The organism is Campylobacter sp. P091, from assembly GCF_002138935.1.
Classification (GTDB): Bacteria; Campylobacterota; Campylobacteria; order Campylobacterales; family Campylobacteraceae; genus Campylobacter; species Campylobacter devanensis.
In genome coordinates, this window is the sequence record NZ_MJKZ01000010.1 from 10298 (window position 1) to 30354 (window position 20057).

Here is a 20057-nt window from a genome sequence, read left to right on the forward strand (position 1 = left end):
GGGGGGGGGATTTTGATAAATTTGAAGAAAATATTGCAAATTTTTTAATAAATTTGAGTAATTAATTAAATTTAGATTATATATTATAGATTTAGGCTAAGTGATTTTATAATTTTTAGAGTGGAATTTAGATTAGGTGAGATATTAAATATTATGGGGGTGTAATTTATTTGAGGGTTTTGGGGAGGTTAATGGGTTGGCTATGGATAAGAGTGAATTTGATAGTTTTTGGTTTATAGATAATGTTGCATAAATTTGCTATTTAATATATAGTGATTTGTAGATAATATTTAGTGTTTAAGATATGATTTATATATTTATAATGTTAGGCTATGTTGTTAGGCTCGCTTTAGCACAGATTAGATTGTGCTAAAGCGAGATAAAAAAGAAAATGCGATACTTGTAATCAATTTAACATTTTGCCTAATTGCAAAGCAAAGTTAAAAGATATCAAAACAAGTATATAGACAAATTTAGCTTATAAAATAATCTCCATCAAAGCTTACAAGAGAGTACTTACGCTCATTACCTAATCCTTGAGTTAATTCATCAATGCTTAAAAACTCTAAACTATCAGCACCAATAAATTTACACACCTCTCTAGCATCCATCCTAGCACTGATTAGCTCTTCATAACTTGGAGTATCAATACCATATCTACAAGGATGTTTAATCTCTGGAGCAGCAATTTTCATATGTATCTCTTTAGCCCCAGCATTGCGAAGCAGCTCTACAATCTTCTTGCTAGTTGTACCACGCACGATACTATCATCGATAACTACGACGCTTTTGCCATTTAAAACACTACTCATAGGATTTAATTTTAATTTAACTTTAAGATTTCTCATCTCTTGAGTTGGCTCTATAAATGTCCTACCTACATAGTGATTTCTTACAATTGCCATCTCAAATGGGATTTTACTCCTAGCAGCATACCCCAAAGCCGCAGGAACACCAGAATCTGGAACAGGCACTACAAAATCAGCTTTACAGCTAGATTTATCAGCTAGAATTTCTCCTAATTTTTTTCTAATTTGATATACATTTTTACCATCTATCATGCTATCAGGACGAGCAAAGTATATATATTCAAATGCACACAATCTAGGGTCTTTAGCTTCAAATAACTCTATGCTTTTAAAGGCGCTTTTGCCCTCTTCAAATACTATCATCTCTCCAGGTGCTACATCACGCACAAATGTAGCCCCCACCAGATCAAAAGCACAGCTCTCACTAGCTACGATATATCCACCATCTTTTAATCTACCTATACTAAGAGGCCTAACGCCGTATGGATCACGCACCACAAACATCTTAGAGCGACTTAAAATAAGCAGACAATACGCCCCAACGATCTGCCCCAAAGCCTCTATAATACGGTCTTGCAAATTCTCTTTTTTGCTTTTTGCTATTAAGTGCAAGATATTTTCTGTATCCATATTTGACTGAAATATAGCACCATCTTCTATCAATCTTTCTCTAACTTCGTGTTTATTAATCAAATTTCCATTATGAACAATACTAATCTCGCCTAAAGAGTATTTCGCACTCACCGGCTGAGCATCTAGCACACTATCGCTTCCAGCGGTTGAATATCTATTATGCCCTATAGCCATCTGCCCTTGTAATATCTCAAAGCTAGCGCTATTAAAAACCTCAGTTACTAAGCCTCTGTTTTTAATAGTTTTAATCTGATGATTATAACTAGAGCTAATCCCACTTGCCTCTTGCCCTCTATGCTGCATAGAAAACAGCCCATAATACGCCGTTTTAGCCGCATCTTTTGAATTTATTACCCCTACTATCGCACACATTTTATATCCCTAAAGCATCATAGATTGTATATAATTTTGGCTCTTTATTAGCTAGCCAAATACCCGCTTTTATCGCACCTTTAGCAAATGTAGCCCTACTTGTAGCGGTGTGATTTAACTCTATATATTCACCATCGTTATAAAATCCTACTGTATGGCGTCCAACGATATCGCCACCACGCAAAGCCATTACAGCAATCTCATCTTTGCTTCTAGCTCCTATCATTCCATCTCGTCCGCTTACTCTAACATTTGCTAAACTTAAATTTCTACCTTTTGCAGCATGTTCGCCAAGTGTCAATGCTGTACCACTTGGAGCGTCTATCTTATTGCGATGATGCATCTCAATAATCTCAATATCAAATTCACTTAGCACCCTACTAGCTATCTCAGTTAAGCGATTTAGCACCGCTACACCCAGACTCATATTTGTAGCTTGAAGTATTGGCATCATAGCACTTGCTAGTTTGATTAGCTCGCCCCCTTCATCGCCTAGCCCAGTTGTGCCTATAACCAGTGGTTTTGGATTTGTCCTAGCGTAATTAATCAAATTTATAGATGCCTTTGCGATACTAAAATCAATAACCACATCGCTATTATCAAACAAAACATCATACTTATCAGTTACTATCACACCATCATCCACGCTCATAGGCTCTATAGTGTATGCTACTGATAATTTCGCATTATTAAGCCCTTTTAAATTTGCGATTATCTCGCTTCCCATCTTGCCACTTGCCCCATGCAAACCTATACGAATCATCATCGCCCTTTTTGGATAAATTAAAACTTTATTCTAGCTAAAAAAAGATAAAAATTTGATATAAGTAAATTGAATTTTATAAAAGAGCCACTCGCTAAGGCAAGTGGCTTAAGAATTAATGTAAGCTCTCAATGTAGCTCATAGCGCTAAGTGCGGCTACAGCACCATCTGCGGCGGCACTGACTACTTGCTTAGGCGCATCTTGTCTTAAATCTCCTGCGGCAAATAAACCTGGAGTTGAAGTTTGCATTTTTAAATCAACTTTTACTTGACCTGATGGCAATATATCGCAAATGAATTTATCTCCATCTTTTAATACTTCGTTTCTTACATTTAGACCCACAAATGTAAATATGCCAGGCACTACTAAATCTCTTATGCTTCCATCTGCTAGTTTGACTTTCACCCCTTTTACACCAGCAGTGCTATCACCATAGACTTCATCTATAGTAGCATTTAAAATTAGCTCAATTTTCTCATTTTTCTTAACTTTTTCAACTGAGCTTGGAGCAGCTCTAAATGTATCACGGCGGTGAATTAGATATACTTTTGAGCAAATTCTAGTTAAATACTCAGCCTCTTCGATAGCCGTATCACCACCACCTAAAACAGCTACTTCTTTATTTTTATAGAAAAATCCATCGCAAGTAGCACAAGTGCTAACGCCTTTACCAAAGAATTCATCCTCACCTTTAAAGCCAGCTCTTTTTGGGGTTGAACCTGTACATACAATTACAGCTTTTGCTTGTTCAGTTTTGCCACCTTCTAAAGTTATAGTGAAGCTGCCATCGCTATTTTTAGATACTTTTTCTACGGCCGCCATTTCGTGTTTTAGACCAAATCTAGTGCATTGCTCAAGCCACGGGCTCATAAAACTCATACCATCCATAACAGTAGCGACACCAGGATAATTCTCCATTTCAGAGCTACTAGTGATTTGGCCACCAGGCATACCCTTTTCAAACATTACAACATTTTTTAACCCACCACGAGTAGCATAGAGCCCCGCACTAAGACCAGCTGGACCACCACCGATTATAGCTACATCTAACATTATAGTCTCCTAATTTTAAATTTATATCTATACAATATTACAAATATATTACATAAAAATAAATTTAACTTAAAAATTGATTTGAAATGAAGTGAGTCGGGGCAAAGCCCCGTTTGAATTATAAAAGTGAATTGATTTTATCTGCAATTGCAGCTTTAGATTGAGCACCAATTAGTGTCTCTTTAATCTCTCCATCTTTAAAGAATAGTAAAGTTGGAATAGAGCGTACGCCATACTCTACAGCTAGGTCTTGAACCTCATCTGTATTTACTTTACAGATTTTTGCTTTGCCATCGAACTCTTCAGCTAACTCATCAATAACTGGAGCTAGCATTCTACATGGTCCGCACCATGGAGCCCAAAAATCTACTAGAGCAACGCCCTCTTTAGCAACATTGAAATTTTCAGCTGTTAATTCAATATATTTACCCATTTTATCTCCTTCTATGGTTTTACAATAAAAATTATACATCAAAAAAGTTAAACTAAAACTAACAAACATAATTTTAGGTAACTCAAACTTCATCAAATCAAGGCTTATTATAAAATATAAAAGTTAATAATTTTTATTAATTATTAAATTTTAAAAAAATGAAAGAAGAAATTTAATCAATATGTAATATTTTCTATCAATTCTATATTTTGATTATTTATACAGACTATATCGATTTGATATGGTAAATTTAAATTTGAGTTTAGCATATAAAAATCTATAGCTTTTATAATTTTTTCCAATTTAGATTTTGTTACTCTATAGATAGTTTGATAATCTTTAGTTGAGGCTTTAACCTCAATAAAATGAAGAGTTGAATCACGCTTAGCAATGATATCAATCTCTCCAAATTTAGTTTTATAGTTTAAATTGAGTATCTTATAGCCATTTTTTGATAAAAATTTAGCAGCACTTTTCTCAGCTTCATGACCAAAAAGATATTCAGCTAAACCCAAAGATTAACTCTCAATCCTAATCATAAATGGCTTAGCCTTGATAAAGTTCTCATTTTCTAAGCTATTAATTACTCTTAGCATATCAGCTTCTAAACAAGTATGAGTAGTAAAAAATAAGGTAGCACATCCTTCATCTTTGCTTTTTGCTTTTTGTAAGAAACTATCAATTGAGAGATTATTTTGACTCATTAAATTTGTAATCTTAGCCAAAACCCCAACCTCATCAGCTACCTTTAATCTTAAATAATATTTGGTTCTAATCTGGTTAGGCTTTAGAAGTTTTAATGGTGCAGACTCTAGTGGAGCTTTATATCCTAGCATAGGATTTCTAATCTCTCTAGCAATATCTATTAAATCACTTATAACTGCACTTGCTGTAGCAGACCCACCAGCACCAGCACCATAAAATAAGCTCTCTCCAACTGCATCACCTACGACACTTACAGCATTCATTACCCCATTTACATTTGCTAGCATCTTATCTTTGCTAATAAATGCTGGATGAACTCTAAGCTCTAAAGTACCTTCTCCACGCTTAGCAATAGCTAAAAGCTTGATAGCATATTCAAATTCATTAGCAAAATATATATCCTCACTACTAATTTGACTAATACCTTCAATCAAAATATCTTCAGGCTTAGCATGCACACAATAGGCAATACTAGCTAATATAAGTAATTTATGTGCCGTATCAAATCCACCTATATCAAAGGTCGGATCAGCCTCGGCGTATCCTAGCTCTTGAGCCTTTTTAAGCGCCTCGTCAAATTGCACTCCACTATTCATCATATTTGTTAGAATATAATTGCTCGTTCCGTTCATTATACCCATTATTTTTTGAATATGGTTTGCGCTTAAGCCCTCTCTTAAAGCTTTTATAATTGGTATCCCACCAGCTACACTAGCTTCATATCCAAATGCCGTATCTCCAGCAAGTGCTTCAAGCTCATTTCTGTAATAAGCCAATAGCGCTTTATTTGCTGTTACTACAGCCTTTTTGCGCTCTAAAATCTTACTTATAATCTCATAGGGCTTATCAATTCCGCCCATTAGTTCGATAAATACGTCAATATCATCTCTATTTATAACACTATCTATATCATCAGTTAGTGGAATTATTGAGTCTTTATGTTTTGATAAATTCCTTACTACACCCACTACTGGAGTTATACTAACTCCAGCTCTTGAGACGATTAGATCGCTATTTTTAATGAGCACATTAGCAACCTCAGTTCCTACTGTCCCAACACCTAATATCGCTACTCTCATTGGACTTCTTTTAAATATTTTTTGATATTTCTAGCAGCTTGGCGAATACGATTTTCATTCTCTATAAATGCAATCCTGACATACTCATCACCAGCCACACCAAATCCAGCACCAGGGCTAACAGCTACGCAAGCTTTGGTCAATAGCTGCTTAGCAAATTCTTTACTTCCTATATTTCCTACTTGCGGTGGTAATTTTGCCCAAGCAAACATACTAGCTCTAGGTTTTGCTATCTCCCAACCAGCTGCGCTAAAAGCTTCTATGAGTGTATCCCTGCGTTTTTCATAAGTCTGTCTAATCTGCTCAACGCAGTCTTGATCTCCATCTAGTGCTACGGTGGCCGCTACTTGGATTGGGGTAAACATACCATAGTCAAACCACGATTTTATCTTTTTGAGTGCGGCTACTAATTTTTTATTACCACATATAAATCCTACACGCCAACCGGCCATATTGTATGATTTGGATAGTGTGTAGCACTCTACTGCGACATCTTTTGCACCATCGACTTCAAATATACTTGGGGTCTTATATCCATCAAATGTAAGCTCAGCATAAGCAATATCACTAATGATATAAAATCTCTCACGCTTAGCCATATCTACTAAACGCTCATAAAAACTCTTTTGGCAGGTTACAGTAGTTGGGTTATGAGGAAAATTTACTACAACATATTTTGGCTTTGGAATACTTTCTTCTATAGCATGTTCTAAATTTTCAAAAAATTTATTCTCATCTACTTCAAAATTTGCATTATAAATAAGTGGCATTTTAGTAACATTTCCACCTGCTATAATAAAAGCTTGAGTATGAATAGGATAGGCTGGATCTGGTACAATGGCTACATCACCAGGATTTGTGATGGCTTGTACTAGATGGACAAATCCCTCTTTGCTACCCATAGTTGCGACTGCTTCGGTTTCTGGATCTAGTATTACGCCATATTTTCTTTTATACCAGTTACATATCGCAACACGAAGTTTATAAATACCTTGACTAACACTATAACCATGAGTTTTATCCTTCATAGCGCTCTCGCATAATTTATCTATAATATGCTGTGGTGTTCTACCATCTGGATTTCCCATCGAAAAATCTATAATATCAGCCCCATCTCTACGTGCTGCCATCTTAATCGCATTGACCTCGGCAAATGCGTAGTTTGGCAACCTCTCAATAGTGTTAAATCTAATTTCATCAAACATAAAAAACTCCTTAATTTGATTTTATATATATTTTTAATCCACGCTTAATATTTTCTAAGCTAAAAGCATCATCAATTAGCATATAGTATGAATTTGGTGGAAATTTGATATATATTTCTTTTTCTGGTTTATCTGATTTAATCTGTGTAATCAAATTTAGATCCCTATCAAGTACCTTTATAACGCAAATCCAACTATCAGAAGCGTAGCTTTTTATTAAAGCCTCACTTTTGCCACTAATATTTAAAAAATATGGCTCTAATGGCTTTGCAAGGTCAAATTCGCTATCACTAATATATTGATGTGTAGATAATATAGCTTTGCTAGCATCAATACTATAAGTAAAACTAAACTCACCATCACGATTAATATCTTTTATATAAATTTGATTCTTTCCAAGCTCTCTATAAATCGCACCTGGATCTAGCAAAAAGCGTGAATTCATAGATATTTGCCAAACTATTCCTTGAGTATCAGTCTTTAATGACTTACTCAAAAAATATGAATAGCCAAGATTTTTAAGAGCTTCAGATACACTTTTAAAAAGCAAAATATCAGAACTTGGACTATAAAAGGCAATTTCTAAATTCACCGGCAAAGAAAAACTAAGATTTAAGAGCGAATTTACTCTTAAAGTATTTGTAATTTTAGCGTAATTTGGATTACCCCTACTATCAATAAAATCAGACTCTATAGCAAATATCTGCTCGATTTTATCTCTATTTTTAGCGTAACTTTGCTCTGAAATTATACTTTTGATATTGCTATGTAAATCAAATCCAAAACAACTAAAAGCAAAAACACAAAATAGAAACGCTACTCTTACCATTGAGAACCTTTGTTTAGTTTCACAAATTCGTCATACTCCAACTCTCTAATTGTGCCATTTTGAATTACAAATCTTAATGGCTTTTGAACGCTAAATTTCTTTTGATCCCCATCAATCTCTAAAATTAACTCGCCGTGGCCTGTTTGAATTAGTTGATCAGTGCTTAAATTTAGGTCGATAGGATTTTTAGTTGTATGAAATCTTTTATTTTTACCATCAATATCTTTAATACCAATCCATATATTTTTAGTTGGAATAATTTTAGCAATTTCATTGGTTGGTGCTGTAATCTGCGGTACTTCTACTTTTGTAGTTTCTATATTTAGAGTTTGAGTTTTTAGTTCTGTAGTCGCATTGGTCTCTATAGAAGTTGAATTTGAGTCTATTTTAGTTTGATTAGATTCAGTAGTGATATTTTCATCTTTTTGAACCACTTTTTCTATTGTTTGACTAATTGCTTCTAAATTCTCTTTAGCTGATTCTACTACAGCATTTGCTGAGTAGGTTACGCTTTGATTTTTATCAAAACTTGGTAACTCTATATTATCTAAAATATTTGTAAATTTAACTACCCAAACTAGTGCTACTATGATTAATACTACAACCAAAATTACTGTTAAAGCCATACTATTATCGGTTTTTGGTGTATATGCTGGAAGTTTTGGCGCTACTGTAAAACCTGCATTATCATCACCATTATGTTCTTTACAATACTCATTATACTCATCAATCCAGCCTTGTAAATCCATATCATATTCACGGCTCAAAATTTTAGCAAAACCAGAAGCATTTAATTTGCGAAGTTTTTCGAAATTTTTTTCACACATATATCTTAGATACTCAGTCTCGATATGAGTGTGCTTAGTTACCTCTTTTAAATCCATTTCTAAAAGTTTTTCTATACCATTAGCCATTTATAATCCTATCAAATAATATTCCAAACGCCACACTGACATTTAAGCTATCCCAGTCCTTGCGCATATTTATGCCTAGACTCTCATCGCATTTTTGCAATACCTTATTTGGTATTCCCTCGCCTTCACTACCCATAATTAAAGCAATTTTAGGCTCAAATTCAAATTCTTTAGTATTCTTGCCTCCGGCATTTGCTGCATAAATTTTAAATCCAACTTGCTTAAGCTCATTTATAAAGCTTAACCCATCAGTGCATAAAGCAATTGGTAGTTCATACGCTGCACCGCTACTAGCACGCACTACTCCTTGCATTGCTAGGCTCTCATTTTTACCTACTATAACTATACCGCCAGCACCCAATGCATAAGCAGTCCTTACTATAGCGCCAATATTTCCTACATCACTAAGACCATATAAAATCACTAAATAATCAGACTTTTTAATCTCATTTAAATTAGCAAACTCGTAATCTTTTACCTTTGCTAAAAAGCCTTGATGATTGCCCCCATGGGCAAGCGCTTGGGCTTTTTGATTATCGACTTTTTGAATTTTTAGGCCGACTTTTGCTATTTGGTTAAATATATCTTTTTGAACCTCTTTTGCTAGATATATCTCTTCGAGCTTGTCTTTATGATGTTTTAACAAATGTAAAAATAGCTGTTTTCCATAGATAATCATAGCGATTATGGTATCTAAAAGCCCTTAAATTTTAGCTTATTTTTAGCAAAAAAAATGAATTTTTGTAAAATTCTATTTATCATTGTTAAGAAACTTCTTATGATTAATAAAATAATCATACAATAAATACTATTTTACAAAAGATCGCTTCTAATAAAGCTTTAATAATCTATATAAATTTATCCTAAAATCACCCATTTAAATGGGCATATATCTCTTTTACGCTTTTACCAGTAAGCTTGGCTAGGAGTTTGGCTTTTTGCTTTGGAGGAATGTCTAATTCGTTTATATCAGCTACGCTTATAGTATTTTGGGTGTTATTTTTTGAACCATCAATTACTATACACCATTCACCTTTTAAATTTGCACTCTTAAGCATATCAACTAGATTTTTAGCACTATTTTTAAATTTAGCTTCAAATTTCTTAGTAGCCTCTTTAATAGCAAAAATCTCCCGTTTAGGCTCTAGCTTTGCAATAGCTTCAACTAGCTGCAAGACTCTCTTTGGTGATTCATATATCACTACTGGATAAGTCAAATTTAGCGCATTTTGTATAGCTAGTTCTCTATCTCTGCCAGTATTTGGCAAAAACCCTAAAAATGTAAACTCTTTTTGCACAATTCCACTTGCTGCTACGGCTAAAAGTGCTGCATTTGCTCCACTTAATACCTCGTAATTTATACCATTTTGCTGAGCAAATTCTACTAATGCAACTCCTGGGTCGCTAATACATGGCATTCCAGCATCGCTTACATATACTACAGTATTTTCTATTAATTTTTTAGCTTCAAATTTAGTAAAAAATTCACTCTCATTATGTGTATGAAGAGAGTAAAATTCAGATGGATTTATATTTAGATTATATTTTGTGTTTAGAAGATTTATAAGGGATTTAGTTACTCTACTATCTTCACAGATTATGATATCACAAAGGTTCAAGATGTCCAGGCATCTCTTTGAGATATCATCTAAATTGCCAATTGGCGTAGGAAGAAAGTAGAGCAAAAGATTATTTCATTCCGTATTTTTTCTTAAATTTATCTACACGACCTGCGCTATCCACGATTTTTTCACTACCTGTGAAAAATGGATGACAAGCACTGCAAATATCTACTTTGATTTCTGGCTTGTTTGACTTGCTAATAAATGTATTACCGCAAGCGCAGCTAACTGTGCATTCAACATACTCTGGATGTATATCTTTTTTCATTGCTTTTCCTTTTTTTGGGTTTAAAAGTTGGGATTTTATCTAAATTTGGCTTAAATTTCCTTGATTAATCTAGTCTCATTTGGTGCCATCTCTATGATCTCCCATGGTAAGCCTTGTTTATTTAGCTCATCCATAAATGGTTTGGCATCGAATTCTTCCATATTAAATACCCCTTTAGCACTCCAAATTCCCTTTGCTACCATCATTGAGCCTATCATTGCTGGCACTCCTGTAGTGTAGCTAACGGCACCAACGCCGGTTTCTTGATAGCACTCTTGGTGATCGCATACATTATAGATATAAACTTTTCTTGGCTTATTATCTTTTATACCTGTGATAACACAACCTATATTTGTCTTGCCTTTGGTTCTAGCGCCTAGGCTTGCTGGGTCAGGTAGTAAGGTCTTTAAAAACTGAATTGGGACAATTTTAACTCCATTATGCTCAACCTCATCAATCCTTAGCATACCTACATTTTCTAGGCATTTCATATGAGTTAGATAGCTCTGCCCAAAGGTCATAAAAAAGCGAATTTGCTTTAAAGTAGGGATATTTTTAACTAAGCTCTCAAGCTCTTCATGATAGAGCAAATAGCTATCTTTTGGGCCGATTTTTGGATAATCCCAACTAAATCCTATCTCCATCGGCTCGGTTTCTATCCATTTTCCATCTTTGTAATATCTACCCTTTGCGCTAACTTCACGCAAATTTATCTCAGGATTAAAATTTGTAGCAAAAGCATAGCCGTGGTCTCCAGCATTACAATCCAAAATATCAATATACTCAATCTCATCAAATAGATATTGCTTCGCATAAGCACAATATACATTAGTAACGCCCGGATCAAATCCACTACCAAGAAGCGCCATAGTATTAGCAGATTTAAAATCACCATCTTTAGCCCATTGAAGTTTATACTCAAATTTAGCCGTATCTGGGTGTTCATAGTTTGCTGTATCTATATATGGAATTTTAGTTTGCGAGCATGCGTCCATAAGCGTAAGGTCTTGATATGGAAGTGCAACATTTAGTAATAAATCAGCCTTAATATTTTTAATAAGCTCTACAACAGCAGCTGTATCATCGGCGTCTATCGCCGCCGTATCGATATCCACTCCGACTTTGTCTTTGATAAATTTAGCTATTTTATCGCATTTACTTTTGGTGCGACTAGCTAGAGTAATTTTGGTAAAAACTTGCGAATTCATAGCGCATTTTACCGTTGCTGCTTGGCTTACTCCGCCTGCTCCGATGATTAAGATATGACTCATTTTCTATCCTTTGTCTGAATTTTTAGTAATTATAGCCAAATTTAGCTAAAATTCACTCCATACTTTAAGCAAAAATCACTTTAACAAAAAATTAATATTTTCTAAATTCGGCTTTTAAATTAAATTTGAGTCTAGGTATTGAGCTATTTTGACATAAATATATTAAAATATAAGTTAATAATACTATTAATGGTTATATTTAAACTCAATAATATCTACTCAACATTTTAAGTATAGGCTTAGCTAGTTCTAGCCCCTTAGATCGGTGTGAAATTTGAAGCTTGATACTCTCATCAATCTGCCCTATAGTCTTATCAAATCCATCAGGAATAAACATAAAATCATACCCAAAGCCATTATCCCCAAGCTCTCTATCGATGACTTCTCCATGCATAAATCCATGGACGCCATATCTGCCATATTTAGAGCCGATGCCGATACAGGCGGTGTAAAATGCCTTAGCGTGGCTTAAGCCTAATCTTTTTAACTCACTAATCAATTTTGCTCTATTACTCGCATCACTTGCCCCTTCGCCACTATACCTAGCTGAGTAGATCCCAGGAGCAAAACCAAGCGCTTCAACGCTTATCCCGCTATCATCACTTAGAGCTATACACTCATTTTCAATTCCAAGCTCTTTAATCTTTTCATACACAGCATCTGCTTTTATCATCGCATTTTCATAAAAGCTCTTGCCATACTCTTGTATCTCAAATGGCTTACATATATCACCCAAAGCCAAAACTTCAAATTGATTATAATAAGCCTTAATCTCCCTTACTTTATCCATATTATTTGTAGCTAAAACAATCTTCATCCAACCCTCCTATTTAGAATTTTTCTAACCCAAAACGCCACCAAACCCATCACAACCACAAGGACTAAGGCTAGCCAAAATTCATAGCTTTTATAATTTGCTATATTGCTACCTAAATTTATAAATAGCACCGCACTAATAAACTTCCCAAGCACCCCGGCAATGATAAATTTAACAAAGTCAAACCTCAACGCCCCAGCCATATAATTCACGACATTATAAGGGACAATTGGTATTAATCTAAGCAAAATTATTAGACTAAATTCATCCTTACAAAATTTATTTTTAACTCTCTCAAATTTAGCAGTGTCAAAAGCCACACTAAAATATCTTGCGATAAAATACATAATGGCTGAGTTTATTCCTACGCCAATCATCGTAGCACTAAGCGCCTCCCAAAAGCCCAAAATCGCCCCACCGCCAATAGCCAAAATCCCAGCCGGAAATAAAAATACTGGCAAAATCGCCCAGCACCCAATATAAATCGCCCAATCAAATTTGCTAAATTCACCCATTAAATTTATCAAATCACGCTGATTTATACTACATAAAACTGCCACACAACAAAGCATAAAAACGCCAAATAAAATCAATCTAATCATAAATTTCTCTTTTAAAAGCGTAATTTTATCCAAATTTTTGCTAAATTTTGAAAATATTTAGGTATATTTAGATAGAATTCAACCCATTGTTAAATCATTATAATACTAAATTTGGATTGTTGATGAAGCTTTTTGCTAGGTATAGTGCATTTATTTATGTAAAATATTTTTTTATTATATTTATCTCATTGATTGGATTTTATGTAGTTATTGATACCCTTACAAATCTTAAAAATCTCCCAAGTAGTGCAAATTTACAACTAATTTATGTTAGTCTAACTGCATTAATTTCAATCAATTATGTATTGCCAATCTCAATAGTCTTAGCCCTAATAGCAACTATGATTAACCTAACTCGCTCCAATGAATTAGTCAGCTTCTACGCTTTAGGAATTAGTAAAAACCGCCTTATAACGCCTATTTTTACCATCACTTTACTTATTAGTTTTGGATATATCGGGCTTTGCTGCACACAGTTTGCCTACGCCAAAGAAAGACAAGAATCCTTAGAAGATTTTCAAAGCTTTGATCGCTCAACCAAATGGATATTTTTGCGCTTTGAAAATAAATTTACATATATCGAAAAACTCCTTGGCAATAAGCAGCTTGCTCAAAATGTCAGAATTTTTGATATGAATGGTTCGCAAATTATATCTCAAATAACTGCTAAAGAGGCTAGCTACAATGGCAACACCTGGATACTTAAAGATAACAACATAACTCAAATACCGCAAAATTTAAGCCTAGGTGCTACAGGGTTAGAGCGTAGCTATGCTGATGAGATAGTAATCACAAATAGCTTCCGCCCACGCATAATAGAAAATATCGAAAATAAAGACAATCTCTACTCCATCATAGATGCTATTGACTCCATAAATACACTTAAAAATGAAAATATAAACATTGCTAAGATAAAATCTGTACTATATTCAATGATATTTTTCCCACTTTTTGCTCCATTTATGGTGCTAATTTTATACTATTATATGCCTGTTACTGGGCGTTTTGCTAGCTTAGCTATTGCTAGTTTTGGGGCGATTTTTATCTCGCTTTGTATTTGGGGTGTTTTATTTTTACTTATTCGTCTTAGTATTAATGGTGCTATTGCTGCTGAGATTGGTATTATTTTACCTATTATTATTTTGATGCTATTTGCTGGATATCAGTTTTATAAACATAGGTAACATATCTATATCATAGCAATTTAGAGTTGAAATTTATAAATTTTGCCTAAAAATAAAAGATACTTAAAAAAATTATATAATAAAGAAAGTTTATATATTTGCTCTATTATTGCTTTATTATAATTAAAAATGATACTACTAAATTTAATATCATTAAACTTAATCAAACTAAAATAAAAACTAGTAAATTTGTAAATTTTTCTCTACCCCCCCCCTACAAAATCACAAATTTAGGTTATAATATCAATTGGAATACATATAACATAATGGGGGTTTATCATGTTCTCAAATCTTAAAGTTGGTGCCAAAATATCACTAATTGTTGGCGCTGTAGTTTTTGTTGGCTTAACTGCCCTTACTATACTAATTGGCAATAATGCATCAAAGGTGATTAAGCACGAGTCTGACATCACTCTAACTCAAGCTAGTCACCGATATGCTGAGCATGTTCTAACTATTTTTAGAGAGATGGATTCACTCACTAAATCTACTGCTAATATTATTGGCCTTGACCTTGGCTCTCGTCATGCTAACATGCAAGATACTATAGATGATTTAAGCACTTCATTTGACTCATCTGACTATGCTGAGTATGCATACATCTATCTATTAGATCCAAATGATAGCTTTAAAAATAGCGATTATATAACTAAAGATAATCACTTTGCACTATTTTTAGCAGATACAAATCGCAATCTTAAAAACGGAATAGAGGTATATAAAACTACTGAAGCATTCCTAGCTGATACATCTATTAAAGATGTTATAACAACTAAAAAGCCTGTAATTGGCGAGCCTAAACACTACAATATAAATGGAAATGATGTATTTGCAACTGATATAGCCTATCCACTAATAAATAATGGTAAATTAATCGGTGTAGTAGGATATATGTATAATCTAAAATATATGACTACATATCTAGATAATAAAGAATTTAGTCTATTTGAAGGCGATGTACGCTACATTTAAGTGCAGAATCTAGACTAGCTACTCATCACAATCCGCAGTATTGGGGTAAAAAACTAGGCGAGTTTAATACCAACCCTACAACCAAATTAGCTCTAGAGGCGATTCAAAATAAACGCGTAACTATTATCGATGAATACTACACTATCCGTGGTGAAGCAACCAAGGCAATTATCACTCCATTTTCTATTGGCGAGCTTGGAACTTGGTATATGCTTATCAATGCTCCGCTTGATGAGATTCAAAAACCGATGCGTATCTTAGTATATGAGATTATTGGGGTGTCAGTTGTAGTGCTTATTATACTTCTTGTTTGTGTTTATATGATTACTAATAGATTAGTTACTGCTAGACTTAGCCGTCTATCTGGACTGCTTTTAGCATTCTTTAAATATATCAACCACGAAGAAAAGCGTGCACCAAATACTATACCACCTACATCAAATGATGAGATTGGCGCAATGGCATCAGCAATAAACTCTAATATCTTAAAAACTCAACAAGGTTTACAAAAAGATGCTGAGGCTATTAGTGAGGCAGCTAATACAGCTAAATCTGTAGAAAATGGCGACCTAACAGCAAGAATCAAACAAAACCCAAATAACCCTCAGCTAATCGAGCTTAAAAATGTACTAAATAATATGCTAAATGTACTAGAGGCTAAAATCGGTAGTAATATGAATGAGATTCATAGAGTATTTGAATCATATAAAAATCTAAATTTTACTACTCAAATCATGGGTGCTAAAGGTGATGTAGAGACTACTACAAATATTTTAGGTGAAGAGATTAGAAAAATGCTAAACTCATCTGCTAGCTATGCTCAAGATCTAGCCAAACAAACTGATAATCTAAAAGAGTCAATGCAAAAGCTGTTTGATGGCTCAAACGCTCAAGCAAATTCACTAGAACAATCAGCTGCGGCTATAGAGGAGATATCAAGCTCTATGAGTAGCGTAAATGATAGAACAACTGAAGTGGCTAGACAAGCAGAAGATATCAAAAACATAGTAGGCGTAATAAAAGATATAGCAGACCAAACAAATCTACTAGCACTAAATGCAGCCATAGAAGCAGCTCGTGCTGGTGAGCATGGTAGAGGCTTTGCTGTTGTTGCTGATGAAGTAAGAAAACTAGCTGAAAGAACTGGTAAATCTCTAAGCGAAATCGAAGTAAATGTAAATGTATTAGTTCAAGGTGTAACTGAAATGAGTGAATCTATAAAAGAACAAACTCAAGGTATCGCTCAAATCAATGAAGCTATCGCTCAATTAGAAAGCGTTACTCAAGACAATGTTACTGTAGCAAATGATACAAATACTATCACCGCTAGAGTAAATCAAATTTCAGCTAACATCCTTGATGATGTAAATAAAAAGAAATTCTAAAATCTCTTAGGAGAGGTCATCCTCTCCTTGATTATAAAATCTTTAACATAGTCTTATTAATTTGCTTTGATTTACTAAATTTAAATTATAAATTTTAGATATTTTGATTAAAAATCTTTAGATTAAAATTATTTTAAATAGTAGGTGAATTATTTTAAATCCCAAAAGATTGCCACGCTAAATATACGCAGCAATCAAATTTAATCTATTTTAGCCGTTCTAGACGCTCTTTTTTAGTGCCAATTTCAGTAATTTGTACGCCAAAGTTTCCATCAACGATAACAACCTCACCAAGCGCAATTGGCTTATCTCCTATTAATACTTCTAGCGGGTCATTAGCTAGCTGATTTAGCTCTATGACTGAACCAATATCCATTGATAATACATCTTTTAGTAGCATCTTTTTTGAGCCGATTCTTACACGGATTGGCAAACGCACATCTAAAATTAATCCGATATTTTTAATTTCATCACCAATATCATGTTTTTCACTTTTAGAGCCTATAGTTTTATTAAAGTATTTATAAAACGAATAATCAATACAAATACCTATCATTTCATTTAAATCCATTAGCTCAACAGGGTATAAAAATAACTTCTCAAATGAGCTAAAATCTAAAATTTGATTTTCATCGATATACTTTACAGCATTGATTGTAAATGTAATCTTTGGCATATCTTTGGCTGCTCCAAGACTTGTAGTCATAGCGCTTAATAAATTAGAAAATATCTCCTTGCTAGCATCTAGCTCATCATCGCCAATTATCGTACTACCACTTGGTTTTTCATCGCCTAGCATTAGATCATTTATTGCAGTTAATAAAACTGGTGTAGCTACTAAATTTATCTTACCCATTATATCGCCATTTAGTGTTACACTAGCGATTACGGCTGGAGTTTTGATACCATTTTGAGTTGGAGCATCATACTCTGCTCCTTCAGATATTACCGGTGTAACTCCGGTTAACCCTTCTATAGTTGCACTTAACTCATTTGTAAATATTTCAAAAAATCTAGTCATCATATTCATCCTCTTCTTTAGTTTCTTCTTCTGGTTCTGGCTCTTTATATGACATTAGTTTGGCTTTTCTCTCCTCTTCATATTGTTCTAGGATAGCCTTTATCTCATCACGATCAGTTTTGATTAACTGTTCTAGCTTGATAGATTTGCTAAAGCGGTGAATACCAATTTGAGCTAAGAATACCTCTTTTTTATCTATACAGACAACTGCTTTATCATCGGCATTACGATCAAGTCGCAAGATATCACCAACTTCTAAATTTAAAAATTCATTTACGCTAATTACGGTCTTTCCTAAAATCGCCTCATATAATACCTCAGCACGGCCAATAAGTGTTTTTAACTCTTTATTTCGGCTCTTTTTAGCACTAGTTTCACCTAGCATAATATCACGATTAGCCAAACGGCTAAGTATTGGCTCTAGATATATAACTGGATAACATAAGCTTATCATACCGCTAGAGTTTCCAATAATAATCTCCATAACAACCATAATAACAATCTCATTTTGGCTAACGATTTGGACAACATTTGGACTAGACTCTTTAGCTTCTACGTTTGGATACATATCTGTAATCATTGCCCAAGACTCTTTTAAACGCTGCATAATAATACGCAAAATAGCATCCAAAAGATTAACCTCAATATCAGTTAGCTCCCTATTGTTACTCTCAAATCCATCACCATTGCCACCAAGCAACCTATCAATCATAGGAAATGCGATACTAGGATTAACCTCTAAAACGCAGTTGCCATCTAGCGGTTTAATAGAAAATACATTAAAGCTTGTTGGGCTTGGCAAACTCATTAAAAACTCGCCATAAGTCATCTGATCAACTGAGTGTAGCCTAATCTCAACAATACTACGCATAATGCTTGAAATTTGAGACGCAAGGTTTCTTGCAAGCTTATCGTGAATACCTTTGACAGCCCTTAGCTGCTCCTTACTAACCCTATTTGGGCGTTTAAAGTCGTAGATTACAACCTGTTTTGGCTCTTCCAAATTACGCTCAGATGAATTGCTGCTTTGACTATCGCCATCATCATCTACAACTTGCAAGAGTGCATCTATCTCTTCTTGACTTAGAATATCTGCCATTAAAAGCCTAGCCTTTCTCGAATTTTTATTATCAATCTTTTATGAATTTGACTAATTCTTGATTCTGTGATATTTAAAATTTCGCTTATTTCACTTAAATTTAACTCTTCATAATAATAAAGCTGAATCACCAACTGATCCCTTTGACTAAATTCACTCAAAATCAGCTTTATATGCTCGATTAGCTCCTCTTTTTCTATCTGTGCCTCGGTATCATAATCGCTTAATATATTAAACTGATCTTCTAACCTAAGAACAGATGTTAGATCGCTTAAGCTTCTAACCTCTTTAATCTTGCTTACATCTTCATTTAACACACTAGCTAAATACTCATTACTTGGCTCATATTGATGTTTGCTATAGTACTCATCTACTAATCGATCTATATCTTTAACCAGTTTACGATTCTGTCTGCTTAGCGTATCTAAACTTCTTAGGTAATCAAGCATTGAGCCTTGAACTCTATGCTTTGCATAACCCCAAAAATTATCATTTTGATTTTTATCATAACTATGGCTAAGACGTACCATAGCCTCTGTACCAATACTTATTAAATCACTTACTTCAATCGAGCTTGGCAAACGAGATTTGAGTCTACACGCCATAGCTCTAAGAGCTGGCATATATGCGATTACTAGCTCATCTTGCTCTTTTTTTATCTGTGTTTTATAGGCTTCAAGCTGCTTTTTCTTTATTGGATTCATGCTTTTTACCTGATCTTTTGAGCTTTTGGTCTAGATGACGAATGAGTGTCTCTAACCTACGCTCCCTAACAGCAAGCTCTGTAAGCAAATAGTCGTTAACCTCTTCATGATGCTCTTTATTAAATATTTTTAAACCAATCCTTTTAGTATCTATATAATTCATCACTACAATATGAATAACAATATAAAAGAAAAATGTGATCAGCAAAGTATATATAACAAACTCTACAGGCTCCTCGACTTTTACGACGACAAACATCAATCCAACAAAAAATCCACACACTGTAAAAAATGCTATATAATTATCTGGTCTCAC

General features: G+C 34.0%; 21 protein-coding genes and 1 pseudogene. 3 read left to right on the forward strand and 19 right to left on the reverse strand.

All coding sequences use genetic code 11. The annotated features are described in order from the left end of the window. Window positions 1-473 precede the first annotated feature (473 nt). From purF to CIGNP91_RS08320, 15 genes are all read right to left on the reverse strand, one after another. Window positions 474-1814 (reverse strand): amidophosphoribosyltransferase, encoded by a 1341-nt coding sequence (gene purF / locus CIGNP91_RS08250; RefSeq protein WP_086253895.1) that lies wholly within the window; start codon window positions 1812-1814, stop codon window positions 474-476. A 1-nt stretch (window position 1815) separates the two neighbouring features. Beyond that, window positions 1816-2577: a 4-hydroxy-tetrahydrodipicolinate reductase gene (dapB, locus tag CIGNP91_RS08255; protein ID WP_086240768.1), complete on the reverse strand. Its 762-nt coding sequence runs from the start codon at window positions 2575-2577 to the stop codon at window positions 1816-1818. A 115-nt stretch (window positions 2578-2692) separates the two neighbouring features. Further along, window positions 2693-3631: a thioredoxin-disulfide reductase gene (trxB, locus tag CIGNP91_RS08260; RefSeq protein ID WP_086225660.1), complete on the reverse strand. Its 939-nt coding sequence runs from the start codon at window positions 3629-3631 to the stop codon at window positions 2693-2695. 118 nt (window positions 3632-3749) lie between these two features. Next, window positions 3750-4064: a thioredoxin gene (gene trxA / locus CIGNP91_RS08265; RefSeq protein ID WP_086225659.1), complete on the reverse strand. Its 315-nt coding sequence runs from the start codon at window positions 4062-4064 to the stop codon at window positions 3750-3752. A 176-nt stretch (window positions 4065-4240) separates the two neighbouring features. Further along, window positions 4241-4579 (reverse strand): YraN family protein, encoded by a 339-nt coding sequence (locus CIGNP91_RS08270; RefSeq protein WP_086225657.1) that lies wholly within the window; start codon window positions 4577-4579, stop codon window positions 4241-4243. Between the two features lie 3 nt (window positions 4580-4582). After that, window positions 4583-5848 (reverse strand): homoserine dehydrogenase, encoded by a 1266-nt coding sequence (locus CIGNP91_RS08275; protein WP_086253896.1) that lies wholly within the window; start codon window positions 5846-5848, stop codon window positions 4583-4585. Beyond that, complete coding sequence (locus CIGNP91_RS08280; RefSeq protein ID WP_086225655.1) at window positions 5845-7053, reverse strand: LL-diaminopimelate aminotransferase; 1209 nt, start codon at window positions 7051-7053, stop codon at window positions 5845-5847. The genes CIGNP91_RS08275 and CIGNP91_RS08280 overlap by 4 nt, the downstream gene beginning before the upstream one ends. Before the next feature lie 10 nt (window positions 7054-7063). After that, complete coding sequence (locus CIGNP91_RS08285) at window positions 7064-7882, reverse strand: hypothetical protein (RefSeq protein WP_086225654.1); 819 nt, start codon at window positions 7880-7882, stop codon at window positions 7064-7066. Next, window positions 7876-8796 (reverse strand): hypothetical protein, encoded by a 921-nt coding sequence (locus tag CIGNP91_RS08290; protein WP_086253897.1) that lies wholly within the window; start codon window positions 8794-8796, stop codon window positions 7876-7878. The genes CIGNP91_RS08285 and CIGNP91_RS08290 overlap by 7 nt, the downstream gene beginning before the upstream one ends. Then, entirely contained in the window at window positions 8789-9475 is a 687-nt protein-coding gene (rlmB, locus tag CIGNP91_RS08295) for a 23S rRNA (guanosine(2251)-2'-O)-methyltransferase RlmB (protein WP_086253898.1), read from the reverse strand. The genes CIGNP91_RS08290 and rlmB overlap by 8 nt, the downstream gene beginning before the upstream one ends. Window positions 9476-9665: 190 nt before the next feature. Continuing rightward, on the reverse strand, window positions 9666-10481 hold the full coding sequence (gene rsmI, locus CIGNP91_RS08300) for a 16S rRNA (cytidine(1402)-2'-O)-methyltransferase (protein WP_086235188.1): 816 nt from the start codon (window positions 10479-10481) through the stop codon (window positions 9666-9668). 4 nt (window positions 10482-10485) lie between these two features. Continuing rightward, on the reverse strand, window positions 10486-10686 hold the full coding sequence (gene rpmE / locus CIGNP91_RS08305) for a 50S ribosomal protein L31 (protein ID WP_086225649.1): 201 nt from the start codon (window positions 10684-10686) through the stop codon (window positions 10486-10488). A gap of 50 nt (window positions 10687-10736) precedes the next feature. Next, window positions 10737-11957: a saccharopine dehydrogenase family protein gene (locus tag CIGNP91_RS08310; protein WP_086236199.1), complete on the reverse strand. Its 1221-nt coding sequence runs from the start codon at window positions 11955-11957 to the stop codon at window positions 10737-10739. A 205-nt stretch (window positions 11958-12162) separates the two neighbouring features. Then, the gene (locus CIGNP91_RS08315) at window positions 12163-12774 is read right to left on the reverse strand and encodes a non-canonical purine NTP pyrophosphatase (protein WP_086253899.1); all 612 of its coding nucleotides are present in this window, start codon (window positions 12772-12774) and stop codon (window positions 12163-12165) included. Next, on the reverse strand, window positions 12771-13376 hold the full coding sequence (locus CIGNP91_RS08320) for a TVP38/TMEM64 family protein (RefSeq protein WP_086253900.1): 606 nt from the start codon (window positions 13374-13376) through the stop codon (window positions 12771-12773). Before CIGNP91_RS08320 ends, CIGNP91_RS08315 begins: the two co-directional genes overlap by 4 nt. A gap of 122 nt (window positions 13377-13498) precedes the next feature. Here CIGNP91_RS08320 and CIGNP91_RS08325 point away from each other — a divergent pair, with 122 nt between their 5' ends. The 3 genes and pseudogenes from CIGNP91_RS08325 to CIGNP91_RS08335 form a co-directional block, all read left to right on the forward strand. Then, window positions 13499-14560: an LptF/LptG family permease gene (locus CIGNP91_RS08325; RefSeq protein ID WP_086253901.1), complete on the forward strand. Its 1062-nt coding sequence runs from the start codon at window positions 13499-13501 to the stop codon at window positions 14558-14560. 279 nt (window positions 14561-14839) lie between these two features. Beyond that, window positions 14840-15532: a PDC sensor domain-containing protein gene (locus CIGNP91_RS08330; RefSeq protein WP_086253902.1), complete on the forward strand. Its 693-nt coding sequence runs from the start codon at window positions 14840-14842 to the stop codon at window positions 15530-15532. 134 nt (window positions 15533-15666) lie between these two features. After that, window positions 15667-16917: pseudogene (locus CIGNP91_RS08335) on the forward strand (methyl-accepting chemotaxis protein); the annotation flags it as partial. 205 nt (window positions 16918-17122) lie between these two features. Here CIGNP91_RS08335 and fliY read toward each other — a convergent pair. Genes fliY through CIGNP91_RS08355 form a run of 4 tightly spaced genes read right to left on the reverse strand, consistent with a single transcriptional unit; the run spans window position 17123 to window position 20057 of the window. Continuing rightward, window positions 17123-17941 carry a flagellar motor switch protein FliY gene (gene fliY / locus CIGNP91_RS08340; RefSeq protein ID WP_179187017.1) on the reverse strand — a complete coding sequence of 273 codons (819 nt, stop codon included), beginning with the start codon at window positions 17939-17941 and terminating at the stop codon, window positions 17123-17125. Beyond that, window positions 17931-19037, reverse strand: coding sequence for a flagellar motor switch protein FliM (gene fliM / locus CIGNP91_RS08345; protein ID WP_086239085.1), 1107 nt, complete (start codon window positions 19035-19037; stop codon window positions 17931-17933). The genes fliY and fliM overlap by 11 nt, the downstream gene beginning before the upstream one ends. Then, entirely contained in the window at window positions 19037-19741 is a 705-nt protein-coding gene (locus CIGNP91_RS08350) for an RNA polymerase sigma factor FliA (RefSeq protein WP_086241875.1), read from the reverse strand. The genes fliM and CIGNP91_RS08350 overlap by 1 nt, the downstream gene beginning before the upstream one ends. Next, window positions 19713-20057, reverse strand: coding sequence for a hypothetical protein (locus CIGNP91_RS08355; RefSeq protein ID WP_086225636.1), 345 nt, complete (start codon window positions 20055-20057; stop codon window positions 19713-19715). Before CIGNP91_RS08355 ends, CIGNP91_RS08350 begins: the two co-directional genes overlap by 29 nt.

Bases quoted from the DNA above. Each gene is read 5' to 3' on its own strand.
- purF (WP_086253895.1), bottom strand. From the start codon at position 1,814: ATGTGTGCGATAGTAGGGGTAATAAATTCAAAAGATGCGGCTAAAACG.
- rlmB (WP_086253898.1), bottom strand. From the start codon at position 9,475: ATGATTATCTATGGAAAACAGCTATTTTTACATTTGTTAAAACATCAT.
- trxB (WP_086225660.1), bottom strand. From the start codon at position 3,631: ATGTTAGATGTAGCTATAATCGGTGGTGGTCCAGCTGGTCTTAGTGCG.
- CIGNP91_RS08275 (WP_086253896.1), bottom strand. From the start codon at position 5,848: ATGAGAGTAGCGATATTAGGTGTTGGGACAGTAGGAACTGAGGTTGCT.
- CIGNP91_RS08285 (WP_086225654.1), bottom strand. From the start codon at position 7,882: ATGGTAAGAGTAGCGTTTCTATTTTGTGTTTTTGCTTTTAGTTGTTTT.
- fliY (WP_179187017.1), bottom strand. From the start codon at position 17,941: ATGATGACTAGATTTTTTGAAATATTTACAAATGAGTTAAGTGCAACT.
- CIGNP91_RS08310 (WP_086236199.1), bottom strand. From the start codon at position 11,957: ATGAGTCATATCTTAATCATCGGAGCAGGCGGAGTAAGCCAAGCAGCA.
- CIGNP91_RS08350 (WP_086241875.1), bottom strand. From the start codon at position 19,741: ATGAATCCAATAAAGAAAAAGCAGCTTGAAGCCTATAAAACACAGATA.
- dapB (WP_086240768.1), bottom strand. From the start codon at position 2,577: ATGATTCGTATAGGTTTGCATGGGGCAAGTGGCAAGATGGGAAGCGAG.
- CIGNP91_RS08325 (WP_086253901.1), top strand. From the start codon at position 13,499: ATGAAGCTTTTTGCTAGGTATAGTGCATTTATTTATGTAAAATATTTT.
- fliM (WP_086239085.1), bottom strand. From the start codon at position 19,037: ATGGCAGATATTCTAAGTCAAGAAGAGATAGATGCACTCTTGCAAGTT.
- trxA (WP_086225659.1), bottom strand. From the start codon at position 4,064: ATGGGTAAATATATTGAATTAACAGCTGAAAATTTCAATGTTGCTAAA.
- CIGNP91_RS08330 (WP_086253902.1), top strand. From the start codon at position 14,840: ATGTTCTCAAATCTTAAAGTTGGTGCCAAAATATCACTAATTGTTGGC.
- CIGNP91_RS08315 (WP_086253899.1), bottom strand. From the start codon at position 12,774: ATGAAGATTGTTTTAGCTACAAATAATATGGATAAAGTAAGGGAGATT.
- rpmE (WP_086225649.1), bottom strand. From the start codon at position 10,686: ATGAAAAAAGATATACATCCAGAGTATGTTGAATGCACAGTTAGCTGC.
- CIGNP91_RS08290 (WP_086253897.1), bottom strand. From the start codon at position 8,796: ATGGCTAATGGTATAGAAAAACTTTTAGAAATGGATTTAAAAGAGGTA.
- CIGNP91_RS08280 (WP_086225655.1), bottom strand. From the start codon at position 7,053: ATGTTTGATGAAATTAGATTTAACACTATTGAGAGGTTGCCAAACTAC.
- CIGNP91_RS08320 (WP_086253900.1), bottom strand. From the start codon at position 13,376: ATGATTAGATTGATTTTATTTGGCGTTTTTATGCTTTGTTGTGTGGCA.